11 protein-coding genes are annotated in these 14,629 nt (G+C 63.9%); 5 read left to right on the plus strand and 6 right to left on the minus strand.

All coding sequences use genetic code 11. The annotated features are described in order from the left end of the window. Positions 1–135 precede the first annotated feature (135 nt). The 5 genes from B5M41_RS19780 to edd all read left to right on the plus strand — a co-directional run bounded on the left by B5M41_RS19780 (position 136) and on the right by edd (position 7,220). A complete protein-coding gene (locus B5M41_RS19780; protein ID WP_134649724.1) occupies positions 136–1,575 on the plus strand; it encodes a glutamine synthetase family protein in 1,440 nt (479 codons plus the stop codon). A gap of 93 nt (positions 1,576–1,668) precedes the next feature. Then, positions 1,669–2,955 carry an NAD(P)/FAD-dependent oxidoreductase gene (locus B5M41_RS19785; protein WP_134649723.1) on the plus strand — a complete coding sequence of 429 codons (1,287 nt, stop codon included), beginning with the start codon at positions 1,669–1,671 and terminating at the stop codon, positions 2,953–2,955. A gap of 96 nt (positions 2,956–3,051) precedes the next feature. Beyond that, positions 3,052–4,524, plus strand: a complete 1,473-nt coding sequence (zwf, locus tag B5M41_RS19790; protein WP_134649722.1) for a glucose-6-phosphate dehydrogenase — start codon at positions 3,052–3,054, stop codon at positions 4,522–4,524. A 9-nt stretch (positions 4,525–4,533) separates the two neighbouring features. Then, positions 4,534–5,232 (plus strand): 6-phosphogluconolactonase, encoded by a 699-nt coding sequence (pgl, locus tag B5M41_RS19795; protein WP_134649721.1) that lies wholly within the window; start codon positions 4,534–4,536, stop codon positions 5,230–5,232. Between the two features lie 167 nt (positions 5,233–5,399). Continuing rightward, on the plus strand, positions 5,400–7,220 hold the full coding sequence (edd, locus tag B5M41_RS19800) for a phosphogluconate dehydratase (protein WP_134649720.1): 1,821 nt from the start codon (positions 5,400–5,402) through the stop codon (positions 7,218–7,220). Positions 7,221–7,414: 194 nt separating this feature from the next. On the opposite strand, the gene B5M41_RS19805 is transcribed toward edd, so the two are convergent. From B5M41_RS19805 to B5M41_RS19830, 6 genes are all read right to left on the minus strand, one after another. Continuing rightward, entirely contained in the window at positions 7,415–7,828 is a 414-nt protein-coding gene (locus B5M41_RS19805; protein ID WP_134649719.1) for a hypothetical protein, read from the minus strand. Positions 7,829–7,959: 131 nt separating this feature from the next. Beyond that, positions 7,960–9,051: an ABC transporter ATP-binding protein gene (locus B5M41_RS19810; RefSeq protein ID WP_134649718.1), complete on the minus strand. Its 1,092-nt coding sequence runs from the start codon at positions 9,049–9,051 to the stop codon at positions 7,960–7,962. A 29-nt stretch (positions 9,052–9,080) separates the two neighbouring features. Further along, complete coding sequence (gene bglA, locus B5M41_RS19815) at positions 9,081–10,733, minus strand: beta-galactosidase BglA (protein ID WP_134649717.1); 1,653 nt, start codon at positions 10,731–10,733, stop codon at positions 9,081–9,083. Between the two features lie 77 nt (positions 10,734–10,810). Continuing rightward, positions 10,811–11,956: a carbohydrate ABC transporter permease gene (locus B5M41_RS19820; protein WP_134649716.1), complete on the minus strand. Its 1,146-nt coding sequence runs from the start codon at positions 11,954–11,956 to the stop codon at positions 10,811–10,813. A 1-nt stretch (position 11,957) separates the two neighbouring features. Then, entirely contained in the window at positions 11,958–12,965 is a 1,008-nt protein-coding gene (locus tag B5M41_RS19825; RefSeq protein WP_134649715.1) for a carbohydrate ABC transporter permease, read from the minus strand. A gap of 201 nt (positions 12,966–13,166) precedes the next feature. After that, positions 13,167–14,525 (minus strand): ABC transporter substrate-binding protein, encoded by a 1,359-nt coding sequence (locus tag B5M41_RS19830; protein WP_134649714.1) that lies wholly within the window; start codon positions 14,523–14,525, stop codon positions 13,167–13,169. Positions 14,526–14,629 lie beyond the last annotated feature (104 nt).

Here is a 14,629-nt window from a genome sequence, read left to right on the forward strand (position 1 = left end):
CATCGCAGCAGAATGTCAATCCGGGCACGAAAACGGGAAATAGAACGGAAATCCCCGTTTTGATGCGCAGGGGGGAGCTAGCCAAGCATCATTCTGTGTCTATGATGGCGCATCATCAACCAACCCCGGTGTGTCATGCCGTCCAGGAAGAAAGTCGTTACGCCTACCATAGAGAAAGCAGCACGCTCCACCAAAATCCCTCCCGCCATCAGCGTGCCACGCGGAGTAAAGACCTGGAAGGACGCCGCAGACTGGCTTCGGGCCCGCGGCATTGAAGACATCGAATGCATCACACCGGACCTCGCGGGCGTGCCGCGCGGCAAGATGATGCCGTCGTCGAAGTTCACCTCGAACACGTCGCTGGCGCTGCCTTCGGCGCTCTATCGCCACACGATTTCCGGCGATTACCCGGAGGAGACCGGCAATTTCCGCTATGAGCCGCGCGACAGCGACCTCAAGCTGGTGCCGGATCTTTCCACCCTTTCCGTGGTGCCGTGGGAAACCGATCCGACCGCGCAGGTGATCTGCGACATCGTCGGCTCGACGGGCGAGAACGTGCCCTATACGCCGCGCAACGTGTTGAAGAACGTCGTGCAGATGTATCGCGAGCGCGGCTGGAAGCCGGTCGTGGCGCCCGAGATCGAATTCTATCTCGTCGCCGTCAACGACGACCCGGATTATCCGCTGCATCCGCCGAAGGGCCGCTCCGGCCGCGCCATCCTGGGCGGACAGGGCTATTCCATCGCCGGCATCAACGAATTCGACGAACTGATCGACGACATCTATCACTTCTCGGAAAAGCAGGGCCTCGAGATCGATACGCTGATCCACGAGGAAGGGCCCGCGCAGCTCGAAATCAACCTGCGCCACGGCGATCCCATCGAATTGGCCGACCAGGTGTTCCTGTTCAAGCGCACGATCCGCGAGGCGGCGCTGAAGCACGGCATCTACGCCACCTTCATGGCCAAGCCCATGCAGGGCCAGGCCGGATCGGCCATGCATATCCACCAGTCGGTGGTGGAGCTCGACACGGGCCGGAACGTCTTCTCCAACCCGGACGGATCGCCCTCGAAGGAGTTCTTCCACTTCATCGGCGGCATGCAGGCCTATGTGCCGAAGACGCTGGTCATGATGGCGCCCTATGTGAACTCCTATCGACGCCTGACGCCCGACATGTCGGCGCCGGTCAACAATGCCTGGGGCTACGACAACCGCACCACGGCCTTCCGCGTGCCGGTGTCGGACGCGGCCGCCCGCCGTATCGAAAACCGCCTGCCGGGATCGGACGCCAATCCGTATCTCGCGCTCGCGGCGTCGCTCGGTTGCGGCCTGCTCGGCATCATGAACGGGATTGAGCCGAGCCCGCCGACGGAGGACACCGCCAACGAGGGCACGATCGATCTGCCGCGCGGCCTGCTCGAGGCCGTGTCGCTGCTCGAATCCGATCCCGCACTGGCGGAGGTGCTGAGCGCGGAGTTCATCGGGCTCTATGCCGGCGTCAAGCGCGGCGAGTTCGAGACCTTCATGCAGGTGATCAGCCCCTGGGAACGCGAGTTCCTGCTGCTCAACGTCTGAGCGGCCGGCGGTCCGGGCCGCCTGAAACGTCATCCCGATCAGCGGCCGGCGCCCCGGTGCGCCGCCGCAGCCTCTTTTCCATGAGTGTGCGCTATGCCCTGGCAAAGCCCGATTTCCCCCGGCGTCTCTTGGTATGAAGCAAGCGTTGGAGACCGCCCCGAATATGCGCCGCTCGACGGCTCGGTCGAGACGGATGTCGCCATCGTCGGCGGCGGCTTCACCGGCCTCCAGGCCGCCTACAACCTCGCCCTCAAGGGGGTGCGTGTCACGCTCATCGAAGCACACCGCTTCGGCGACGGCGCGTCCGGCCGCAATGGCGGCCAGCTCGGCACCGGCCAGCGCACCGATGCGGAGGAACTGGAAGCCGAACTGGGCTACGAGCGCGCCAGGGCGCTGTTCGAGCTTGCGGAAAACGCCAAGCAGCACATCCACGATTTCGCCGCCGCGCAAAAACTCGACATCGACTATGTGCCCGGCCAGCTCAATGTCAGCCACAAGACAAGCTATGAGAAGGACTTCCGCGATCATATCGAGATCGCCGCGACCCGCTTCGGCTATCCGCACATGCACTTCATGGACCGGGCGGAAACCGAGGAACGCGTCGGCTCGAAGCGGTTCTTCTTCGGCATCCGCGATACCGGCACCGGCCATATCCATCCGATGAAGCTCATCGTCGGCGTCGCGCGGGCGGCGCAGGAGGCGGGCGCCAATCTCCACGAAAGAACCCCTGCCCTCAAGATCGAACGGTCCGGCGGAAAGGTGGTGATCACGACGGCGCGCGGCACCATCCGGGCCGACAAGGCCCTGATCGCCTGCAATGCCTATATCGGCGATCTGGAGCCGAAGACGGCGGCGCATGTCATGCCGATCCGCTCCTTCATCGGCGCGACGGTGCCGCTCGATAAATTCCCGTCGATCATCCCTGGAGGGGAATCCATCGCCGACACGCGCTTCGTCGTGCGCTACTTCCGCAAGACGCGCGACGGCCGGCTGCTGTTTGGCGGACGCGAAGCCTACACCTCCGACAATCCTGATGACATGACGCCGCCCATCCGCCGGCAGATCGAGGAGGTCTATCCGGAACTCAAGGGCATCGAACTCACCCATGCCTGGGGCGGCTCCGTCGGCATCACCATGCCGCGCAAGCCCTATGTGCGCGAGGTCATGCCGGGCATCACGACGATCGGCGGTTATTCCGGCCACGGCGTCATGCTGTCAAACTACTGTGGCAAGCTCTATGCCGAGGACGTGACCGGCGGCAGCGCGGAGCTCGACCAGTTGAAGGCCCTGAAAATCCCGGCCTTCCCCGGTGGCTCGCGGTTCCGCTCGCCGCTTCTGTTCCTCGCCATGACGTGGTACGCGCTACGCGACAAGCTCTGATCTGTTCGGAAACACCGATTTTGTTGCGTCGCACGCTGGTGTTTTTAAATCGATTAGATTATAACACCCGGCAACAGAACGAGATCGAGATATCCGATGAGCAGCCAGATCATTCCTGTTGAACCCTTCGACTATGTCGTCTTCGGCGGAACCGGCGACCTTGCCGAACGCAAGCTCCTTCCGGCCCTCTATCACCGGCAGCTCGCCGGCCAGCTTTCCGATCCCACGCGCATCATCGGCGCGTCGCGAACGGCCTTCACGGATGCGGAATACCGCAAGTTCGCGGTGGATGCGCTGAAGGAGCACCTGAAGCCCGGCGAATTCGAGGACGAGCAGGTCAAGATCTTCTGCGATCGCCTGTTCTACGTCTCGGTCGACGCGAAGTCCGACGCCGGCTGGGACAAGCTGAAGGAGCTGCTCGACGAGGGCAAGGAACGCGTGCGTGCCTTCTACCTGGCCGTCGCGCCGGCGATCTTCGGCGATATCTCCGAGAAGATCCGCGACCACAAGCTCATCACCAAGCAGACGCGCATCGTCGTCGAAAAGCCGATCGGCCGCGACCTCGCGTCGGCGGACGAGCTGAACAACACGATCGGCAAGGTGTTCCGCGAAGAGCAGATCTTCCGCATCGACCACTATCTCGGCAAGGAGACGGTGCAGAACCTGATGGCGCTGCGCTTTGCCAACGCGCTCTATGAGCCGCTGTGGAATTCCGCACATATCGACCACGTCCAGATCACTGTCGCCGAATCCGTCGGGCTGGAAAGCCGAGCCGGATATTATGACAAGGCCGGCGCGCTGCGCGACATGGTGCAGAACCATATCCTCCAGCTGCTCTGCCTCGTCGCCATGGAAGTGCCCTCCTCCATGGACGCGGAAGCCGTGCGCGACGAGAAGCTCAAGGTCCTGCGCGCGCTGAAGCCTATCGACCAGTACAATGTCGAGCGCCTCACGGTGCGCGGCCAGTATCGCGCCGGCGCGTCCGCCGGCGGCCCGGTCAAGGGCTATCTGGAAGAGCTGGACGGCGGCGTCTCCAACACGGAAACCTTCGTCGCCATCAAGGCCGAGATCGGCAACTGGCGCTGGGCGGGCGTTCCCTTCTACATCCGCACCGGCAAGCGTCTTGCCGCGCGCATGTCGGAGATCGTCATCACCTTCAAGCCGATCCCGCATTCGATCTTCGACCCCTCGGCCGGCCGTATCGAGGCGAACCAGCTCATCATCCGCCTGCAGCCCGACGAAGGCGTCAAGCAGTCGCTGATGATCAAGGATCCGGGTCCGGGCGGCATGCGCCTGCGCAATGTCTCGCTCGACATGAGCTTCGCGCAGGCCTTCGACGCCCGCAACGCCGACGCCTACGAGCGCCTGCTGCTCGACGTCATCAGGAACAACCAGACGCTCTTCATGCGCCGTGACGAAGTCGAGGCCGCATGGCGCTGGGTCGACCCGATCCTCAAGGCCTGGGAAGCGACCGGCCAGCAGGTGCAGGGCTACACCGCCGGCACCTGGGGGCCCAGCCAGGCCATCGCCCTCATCGAGCGCGACGGCCGCACCTGGCATGAAACGTAAGGAAGGCCGATGAGCGCGAGACTGCATGAATTCAAGGACGGTGCGGCGCTGGCCGAAGCTCTGGCGGATCGCGTGTCCGCAGCCCTTGCCGATGCCGTGGCCGCCCGTGGCAAGGCGACCATCGCCGTATCGGGCGGCTCCACGCCGAAGGCCTTCTTCAAGTCGCTTTCGACGCGCGATATCGACTGGGCGAAGGTGACGATCACGCTCGTCGACGAGCGGTTCGTGCCGGCCGACAATCCGCGCTCCAACCATCTGCTCGTTGCCGAGAACCTGCTTCAGGGCAAGGCGCAGGCGGCGAATTTCCTGCCGCTCTACCGCCAGGCCGACAGCGCCGACGAGGCGGCCAAGATCGTCTCGCGGGATGCGGACGCGCTCGGCGCGCCGTTCGACGTCGTCATTCTCGGCATGGGAACGGATGGCCATACCGCCTCGTTCTTCCCCGGCGGCAGCAATCTGGCCACGGCGATCTCGGCTGAAACGCCGCGCGGCGTCATCACCATGGAAGCGGAAGGTGCCGGCGAAACCCGCCTCACCTTCACCTTCGCCAGCCTTCAGGATGCCCGTCTTCTGGTGTTGCATATCGAAGGCCAGGGCAAGAAGGACGTTCTCGCCGCGGCGGAAGGTGACGGGCCGGAAACCGATATGCCGATCCGCGCCGTCCTGCGGCGTGCGGCAACGCCGGTCGATATCTACTGGGCGCCCTAGAGCATTGCCCGACGCCGGAGATTTCTTCGGCTTTCAATGCTCTGGAGCGCGCTTAGCCGGCTGAAGCCGAACATGCCCGGCGCATGGCGCCATGGACCCGCGGATCGTGCAGCTTTCGCGCTCGCCTTGCCGTGTAAAAATGCAATCGAGGAAGTCAGGATAATCCCATGTCCGCCGACAAGCGCATTGAAGCCATCACCGCCCGCATCGTCGAACGCTCGAAGCCTCACCGCGAAGCCTATCTCGGCCGCGTGCGGGCTGCCGCCGCCAGCGGCGTGCACCGGTCCGTGCTCTCCTGCGGCAACCTCGCCCACGGCTTTGCGGTCTGTTCCCCCGCCGAGAAGGACGCGCTCGCCGGCGACCGCGTTCCGAACCTCGGCATCATCACCTCCTACAACGACATGCTCTCGGCCCACCAGCCGTTCGAGACCTACCCGGCGCTGATCCGCGAGGCGGCACATGAAGCAGGCGGCGTCGCCCAGGTGGCAGGCGGCGTGCCGGCGATGTGCGACGGCGTCACCCAGGGCCAGCCGGGCATGGAGCTCTCGCTGTTCTCGCGTGACCTCATCGCGATGGCGGCCGGCGTGGGCCTGTCGCACAACATGTTCGATTCGGTCGTCTATCTCGGCGTGTGCGACAAGATCGTGCCGGGCCTGACGATCGCCGCGCTGACCTTCGGCCACCTGCCGGCCGTCTTCATCCCCGCCGGCCCGATGACCTCGGGCCTGCCGAACGACGAGAAGGCGCGTGTGCGCCAGCTTTTCGCCGAGGGCAAGGCCGGCCGCGCGGAGCTGCTGGAGGCCGAATCCAAGTCCTATCACGGCCCCGGCACCTGCACCTTCTACGGCACGGCCAACTCCAACCAGATGCTGATGGAGATCATGGGCTTCCACATGCCCGGCGCCTCCTTCATCAATCCGGGCACGCCGCTGCGCGACGCCCTGACGAAGGAAGCCGCCAAGCGGGCGCTGGCGATCACCGCGCAGGGCAACGAATTCACCCCGGCGGGGGAGATGATCGACGAGCGCTCCATCGTCAACGGCGTTGTCGGGCTGCATGCCACGGGCGGTTCGACCAATCATACGCTGCACCTCCTCGCCATGGCGCGCGCCGCCGGCATCCTCCTGACCTGGAAAGATATTTCCGACCTGTCGGATGTCGTGCCGCTGCTTGCCCGCGTCTATCCGAACGGCCTCGCCGACGTGAACCATTTCCACGCCGCAGGCGGCATGGGTTTCCTCATCCAGGAACTCCTGAAGCACGGCCTGCTGCATGACGACGTGCGCACCGTCTACGGCCAGGGGCTCAACGCCTATACGGTCGATGCCCGGCTCGGCGCCAACGGCACCGTTCTGCGCGAGCCCTCGCCGAAGGTCAGCCACGACCCGAAGGTGCTCGCCAATATCGAGACGCCCTTCCAGCCGACCGGCGGCCTGAAGATGCTCACCGGCAATATCGGCAATGCCGTCATCAAGATTTCCGCCGTGAAACCCGAGCGCCATGTCATCGAGGCGCCCGCCAAGGTCTTCCATGACCAGCTGGAGCTGAACGCAGCCTTCAAGGCCGGCGAACTCACGGGCGATTTCATCGCCGTCGTGCGCTTCCAGGGTCCGAAGGCCAACGGCATGCCGGAACTGCACAAGCTGACGACGGTGCTCGGCATCCTGCAGGACCGCGGCCAGCGCGTGGCGCTTCTGACCGACGGACGCATGTCCGGCGCATCCGGCAAGGTGCCGGCCGCCATCCATGTGACGCCAGAGGCCGTGGACAATGGCCCGATCGGCCGCATCCGCGACGGCGACATCATCCGGCTCGATGCCGCCCACGGCACGATCGAGGTTCTCGTGGATTCCGCCGAATTCGCCGCCCGCCCGCAGGCGGCCGCCGACCTCTCCGGCAACGAATTCGGCATGGGTCGCGAACTCTTCGCCCCCTTCCGCGCGATTGCCGGTCCGGCGGACCATGGAGCGAGCGTGTTGTTCGCTTAAGTGGCGCCTCCTTCGGTCAGGCCTGAGCCACAAACTCAACGTCATCCTCGGCCTTGAGCCGAGGATCCACAGGCAGTGGTCTGCGCTTGGACTGGATGTTCGGGGTCAAGCCCGAGCATGACGGAGGGGGAGGTCGCGCCAAGCTCGATATCTCGCAGACATAAGAAGAGGAGCGTTTCGCCCCTCTTTTCACATCAGCCGTAGATATCCAGCGTCCGGTTCTGGTGGTTGCGGTGCGTGGAATAGACGAAGATGCGCTGCAGGTCCTTGTCGGAGAGCAGGCGCAGGAAGCGGGCTTCCACGACATCATTCGGATAGACGCGCTGCGTGAGGCAGCCGATCATCGGGATGCGGGCGCTGACGATGTCGAGGTAGAAGTTGCGCGGGAGCTGGAACTTCGTCGTCATGGTGATGACGGCGCCGCTGCGCGACAGCTTGACGATGACCCCGCGGCGGGAGACGAGGTTGACGAGGCCGCCGGTCTCGGTGAACTCGATGCGGGCCTCGTTGCAGGTGTCCTCCATCGGGAAGGTCTTTTCCCGATCATACATGAAGGACTCTTCCTTGTTCAGGTAGCTTCCCCGCGATACGTCACCGTAAAATCCCATCAGACTGCTCGCCCCGGCACTGCATTACCCGGAAATGCTACGGCGACAACGCTTAACATCGTGTTGAACGGCAGGCCAAAATCCTGCCATTCCAAAGGGTATCCGGCGCATTTTTTCGCAGACGCCGCGTCTCAAAGAGCCCTGTAGCTCTGCCCTGCGGCATTGAAGAGGTGCAGCTTCGCCCTGTCCGCCGTGAAGCGGATCGTGTCGCCGCGCTTCACGTCGAGAATGCCGGGAATCTTGGCGATGATCGGCTCACCCGGCACAAGGCCCTCGATGTAAAGCAGCGTGACCTCGCCGAGCGCCTCGACGATCGATACCGTGCCCGCGAACAGGAAATCGTCGCCGGTCGAGATCTGAAGGTCTTCCGGGCGCACGCCGAAGCTTGCCGCCTTCCCAACCTCGGACGCCGCCGTCGCGATGTCGACGGTGACGGTGCGCCCGCCGGTCAGTTCCAGCGCGGTCGCCGCGCCCGCAGAGGTGATCTTGGCAGGAATGACGTTCATGGCGGGCGAGCCGATGAACCGGGCGACGAAGAGATTGGCGGGGCGCTCGTACAATTCGAGCGGGGCCCCGACCTGCTCGATGCGGCCGGCCGACAGCACGACGATGCGGTCGGCGAGCGTCATGGCCTCCACCTGATCGTGCGTCACGTAGATCATGGTCGTGTCGGCCATCTGCTCGTTGAGCTTGGCGATCTCGATGCGGGTGGCGACGCGCAGCGCCGCGTCGAGGTTGGACAGCGGCTCGTCGAACAGGAAGACCTTGGGATTGCGGCAGATCGCGCGACCGATGGCGACGCGCTGGCGCTGGCCGCCCGAAAGCGCCTTGGGCAGGCGGTCGAGATAGGTGGTGAGCTGGAGGATATCGGCAGCCGCGCGCACCCGGCGATCAATCTCCTCCTTGCTTTCCCCGGCGATCCGCATGCCGAAGGCCATGTTGTCGTAGACGGTCATATGCGGGTAGAGCGCGTAGGACTGGAACACCATGGCGATGCCGCGCTTCGACGGCGGCACATCGTTGACGCGCTCGCCGTCGATCAGCATGTCCCCGCCGGTGATCTGCTCCAGGCCGGCGATCATGCGCAGCAGGGTCGACTTGCCGCAGCCGGACGGGCCGACGAAGACGATGAACTCGCCCTGCTTGATGTCGAGATCGATGCCATGGATCACATCCACGGCACCGTAGGATTTGCGGATATCCTTGAGCACCAGCCCTGCCATGTCTCTACCTCCCCTGTTGTTCTGACCGGTCACACGAAGCGGGCGAAGAACCCGCTCCAGGCCGGAAGTTCGATATAGTCGTCATGCATGACGCTCGCGAAGCCGTGCCCTTCCAGCGCCTCGAGCGTGCCGGACGGAATATCCGCCATGCGCGCGACCGGGCTCATGTTGAAGGCGCAGAAAATCTTCTCGTTGCCGTGCGAGCGCACGAAGGAGAGGATCACGCCTTCCGCCATCTGAAACTCGATCTCGCCCTTGACGAGCGGCACATGCTCCTTGCGGAAGGCGAGAAAGCGGCGGTAATGCGCAAGCACCGATGCATCGTCCCCCGCCTGCACGTCGACGGCGCGTTCCAGATGCGCGGGCGGTACCGGCAGCCACGGCTTGCCGTCGCTGAAGCCGCCGGTCGGGTCGTTGCTCTCCCAGACCATCGGCGTGCGGCAGCCGTCACGGCCCTTGAAATCGGGCCAGAACTGGATGCCGTAGGGATCGCGAAGATCCTCGTAGGCGATCTCCGCTTCCGGAAGGGCCAGTTCCTCGCCCTGATAGATGCAGACGGAGCCGCGCAGCGAAAGCAGCAGGCTCGACAAGAGCTTGGCATGCGCCTCATGGTCGTTCACGCCGGTGCCCCAGCGGCTGATATGGCGCACGACGTCGTGGTTGGAGAAGGCCCAGCAGACCCACCCTTCCGGGGCCGCCTTTTCCAACGCATGCTGCGTGTCGGCCACGAAGGCCGGCGTCAGCGGTTCGGGCGCCAGGAACTCGAACGCGTAGCACATGTGCATCTTGTCGCCGCCGGAGGTGTATTCGCCGGCGATCTCCAGGCCGCGCTGGCTGTCGCCCACCTCGCCGACGGCGGCAATCGCCGGAAACTCCTCCATCAGCGCGCGAAAGCGCTTGAGGAATTCCAGGTTCTCCGGCTGGTTCTTGTCGTAGATGTGTTCCTGGTAATTGTAGGGGTTCACGGCTGGCGCGGTCTGCGCATTGCGCCGCTCGGGCGCGAGCGCCGGGTTGTCGCGCAGTTCCTTGTCGTGGAAGTAGAAGTTGATCGTGTCGAGACGGAAACCATCGACGCCGCGTTGCAGCCAGAAACGCGCGACCGAAAGCAGCGCATCCTGAACCTCGGGATTGTGCAGGTTCAGGTCCGGCTGCGAGGTCAGGAAGTTGTGCATGTAATATTGCAGGCGCGTGGGGTCCCACTGCCAGGCGGAGCCGCCGAAGATCGACAGCCAGTTGTTCGGCGGTGTGCCGTCGGGCCGCGAATCCGCCCAGACATACCAGTCCGCCTTGGGGTTCGTGCGCCGCGAGCGGCTTTCGGCGAACCACGGATGCCTGTCGGAAGTGTGCGACAGGACGAGGTCGATCATGACGCGGATATCGAGACGGTGCGCCTCTTCGATCAGCGCATCGAAATCCGAGAGCACGCCGAAGATCGGGTCCACGTCCTGGTAATCGGACACGTCATAACCGAAGTCGCGCATGGGCGAAGTGAAGAACGGCGATATCCAGATCGCATCGACGCCAAGCGATGCGACATGGGAAAGCCGCTCGGTGATGCCGCGGAGATCGCCGATCCCGTCACCATTGGTATCCTGAAAGGAACGCGGATAGATCTGGTAGATCACCGCGCCGCGCCACCAGTCCTTGTCCGGCTGGAGAAGCGTTGAACCCGACGTCGTCATTCTCATATGTCCTGTCTGGGCGTCCCGGCCCGACGCTGTGGCAACGCCGGCGGTCCGCATATTGCTGGAAATGGTTGTCAGCCGCCCTTCACCGACCCCGCCAGCAGGCCGCGCACGAGGTAGCGCTGCAAGCTGAAGAAGACGATGAGAGGCACGATGATGGTTATGAAAGCGGAGGCCGTAAGGATTTCCCAGTTGCCGCCGCGCGAGCCGAGCAGGTTGACCAGGCGGCCGGTCAGCACCAACTCGTTGTTGCCGGTGCCCAGGAAGACCATGGCGACCAGCAGGTCGTTCCAGGTCCACAGGAACTGGAAGATGGCGAAAGAGGCAAGGGCCGGGAAGGACAGCGGCAGGATGATCTTCACGAAGATGTCGAAATCGCTCGCCCCGTCCACGCGGGCCGACTCCATGATCTCGCGCGGCAGCCCGGCCATGTAGTTGCGCAGAAGGTAGACCGCGAGCGGCAGGCCGAAACCCATATGGGCGAGCCATATGCCCACATAGGTCTTGGCCGGCACCCCGAAGAAGGCGCCGACACCGTTGTAGAGCTTCAGGAGCGGAATGAGCGACATCTGCAAGGGCACGACGAGCAGGCCGACGATGACGGCAATCAGGATCGCGCGCCCCGGAAAGGGCATCCAGGCCAGCGCATAGCCGCAGAAGGCCGCCACGAGGATGGGGATGATCGTTGCGGGGATCGCCACCGTCAGCGAATTGATGAAGGAGGCGCCGATGCCCTCGGCATTGAGCACTTCGCGATAGTTGTCGAGCGTGAAGCGCGGCGGGACCGAGGCCGTATAGAAGATGCGCTGGCCGCGCGTGCCTTCCATGCGCGTGGGCGAGACGATCTCATAGCTGCCGTCCTCGTTGACGGTCAGCGTCTGGCCATCGCCGATATCGGCGGCGGTGCCGACCTCAAAGGCGGTGGGCTGCATGGGCCTGACACCGAAGGCGGACACCTTGCTCGTGCCGCCTTCGATGAGGTTGCCCGCAATCACGAACTTGCCGTCCTTCTCGACCTGCGCATCGGGCGAGGCAGCGCGACCGGTCAGGTTCTGCGAGGACGTGGAGAGCGCGGTCCACCAGCCGGAAACGGCAAGCTGGTCCTTGTCACGCAGCGACGAGATCAGGAGGCCTGCGGTCGGCAGGGTCCAGAGCGCCACGAGCAGCAGGACGGACAGGTGAACGACGATGATGAGCGGCGAACGGGACGTGGCAATCATCTCAGCGCTCCATTTCCCGAGTGGCGTTGCGGATGTTCCAGATCATGATCGGGATGACGAGGATCATGATCACGACGGCGATGGACGCGCCGCGGCCGAAATCGCCGCCGCCGCGGAACATCCAGTCGAACATCAGGTTCGCGAGAACCTGCGTCTGCCATTGGCCGTTGGTCATCGCCAGCACGATGTCGAAGACCTTGAGGACGAGGATGGTGATCGTCGTCCAGACGACCGCGATCGTGCCCCATATCTGCGGAACCATGATCTTGAAGAAGATCTGGAAGCCGTTCGCGCCATCGATGACGGCGGCCTCGATGGTCTCTTCCGGGATGCCGCGCAGCGCCGCCGACAGGATGACCATGGCAAAGCCGGTCTGGATCCAGATGAGGATCACCATCAGGAAGAAGTTGTTCCAGAAGGGAATGGTCATCCACGCCTCGGGCTGGCCGCCCATGGCCACCACGATGGCATTGAGGATGCCGATCTGCTCGGAGCCTTCCGAGCGGTAGTCGTAGACGAACTTCCAGATGACGGCGGCGCCGACGAAGGAGATCGCCATCGGCATGAAGATCAGCGTCTTTGCGATATTGCCCCACCAGATGCGGTCGGTCAGCGCGGCGATCACGAGGCCGAAGAAGGTGGACAGCGCGGGCACGACGAGCAGCCACAGGAAGTTGTTGAAGATCGACTGGCGGAACTCGCTGTCGCCCAGCATCCAGCGGAAATTGCTGAGGCCGACGAACTGCTGGCCGGAACGATCGTGGAGGGAGAGGCGGACGGACTCGAAGACGGGATAGACGAGATAGATGCCGAGCGCGAAGAGCGCGGGCGCCATGAACAGCCATGGCCGGATGGCATTGGTGATCCGGAGGTTCTTCGAGGCCTGCGGCCCCGTCAGCCCCTTGGACGGGAAGATCTTGTCGAGAAGCCAGTTCGTTCCGAAGAAATAGACGACACAGGCGAGAACGCCCCCGACCATCGTGAAGATGGCGAATAACAGTTGCTGCATGGCGATCCCTCCCCTGAAATGCATTACTTTCGCATGCTCAGGCGCGTCTGCCGCTCCCCTCTCCCCGCGGGGAGAAGGTGGCCCGAAGGGTCGGATGAGGGGGAAAAAGCCCCCCATTTTCCTGACCGCGCCGCCCCCTCATCCGCCTGCCGGCACCTTCTCCCCGTGGGGGAGAAGGGGGCAGACGATCAACCCGGCAACCTATTTGATGGCGTCCCAGGCCTTCTGGATGCCTTCGGCAACGTCGGGAGCCGACTTGCCGCCGACGAAATCGATCATGCCGGTCCAGAAGGCGCCCGCACCGATCTTGCCCGGCATCAGGTCCGAACCGTCGAAACGGAAGGTCGTCGAATCCAGCAGGATTTCACCCTGCTTTTTCATCGGGCCGTTGGCATAGGCTTCCTTGTTGGCCCCCTTGAACGGCGTGAGGAAGCTCGACTGCGCCATCCAGACCTCATGCGCGATCGGCGTCTTGAGGAATTCGATGAAGGCGCGCGAGGCCGGCGTGTCCCGGGTGATCATGGCGAGCGTTCCCGCGCCGAGGACGGGATTGCCGAGTTCCGGCTTGCTGGCATAGGGCGGCATGTAGAAGAAATCCGCATCCTCGCCGACGACAGTGCCTTCCGGGAAGAAGGACGGGATGAACGACGCCTGGTGGTGCAGGTAGCATTTCGGCGGCGAGGCGAAGAGGCCCTTCGGGCTGTCGCGGAAGTCGGTGGAGGCAACCGCGGCGGCACCGCCATCGACGAACTTGTCGTTCTTGGCGAACCAGCCGAATTCATCGATCGCGCCGACGACCGCGGCATCGTTGAACGGGATCTCGTTCTTCACCCACTTGTCGTAGGTTTCCGGGCTCTGCGTGCGCAGCATCAGGTCCTCGACCCAGTCGGTCGCCGGCCAGCCGGTGGCCCCGCCCGAACCGAGGCCGATGCACCACGGCGTGCCGCCGTCGGCGACGATCTTCTCCGTCAGCGCCTTCAGGTCTTCCATGGTCTTCGGCACTTCGTAGCCGGCGTCCTCGAAATTCTCCGGCACGTACCAGACCAGCGACTTCACGTCGATCTTGTAGGGAAAGGCATAAAGCGCGGCATTGCCGTCCTTGCCCTTGAAGGTCGAAAGATCGACCCAGGACTGGCCGGCGGCATAGTTGTCCAGAAGCCATTTCTGCGTCTCGTCGCCGAGCGGCGTCAGGTAGCCCTTGGAGGCAAGGTCGGCGATCAGGCCCGGCTGCGGGAGGATCGCGACATCGGGCGGGCTGCCGGCCTGCGTGTCGATGACGATCTGCTGTTCGTAGTTCTCGGACGAGGAATACTTGACCTCGACGCCCGTCGCCTCGCTGAAATAGGCGAAGACGGCCCTGAAGAGCGTTTCGTCCTCACCGCGCCACGGGCCGAAGATCGTCAGCGTCTGTCCCTTGAGGTCGTGGCCCTTCTTGAAGTCCTCGAAGCTCTGCCAGTTGAACTTCGCGTCCTCGCCGGGCTTGAATTTCAAGTCGGCCGCGACGGTGCTGCCGGCCAAAACGAGAGCGAGCGCAACCGTCATCAACAGTGTCTTTTTCACCTGATTTGCCTCCCTAAACAAACCGCCCTCTCCCAGGGCCGGCATTTCCTAAACAGCTCAAAAATTCAAAGCGCTTTGGATTTCCTTTCATCCCACTTCCCCGT

It is taken from the genome of Shinella sumterensis (assembly GCF_004514425.2).
GTDB classification, from domain to species: Bacteria; Pseudomonadota; Alphaproteobacteria; order Rhizobiales; family Rhizobiaceae; genus Shinella; species Shinella sumterensis.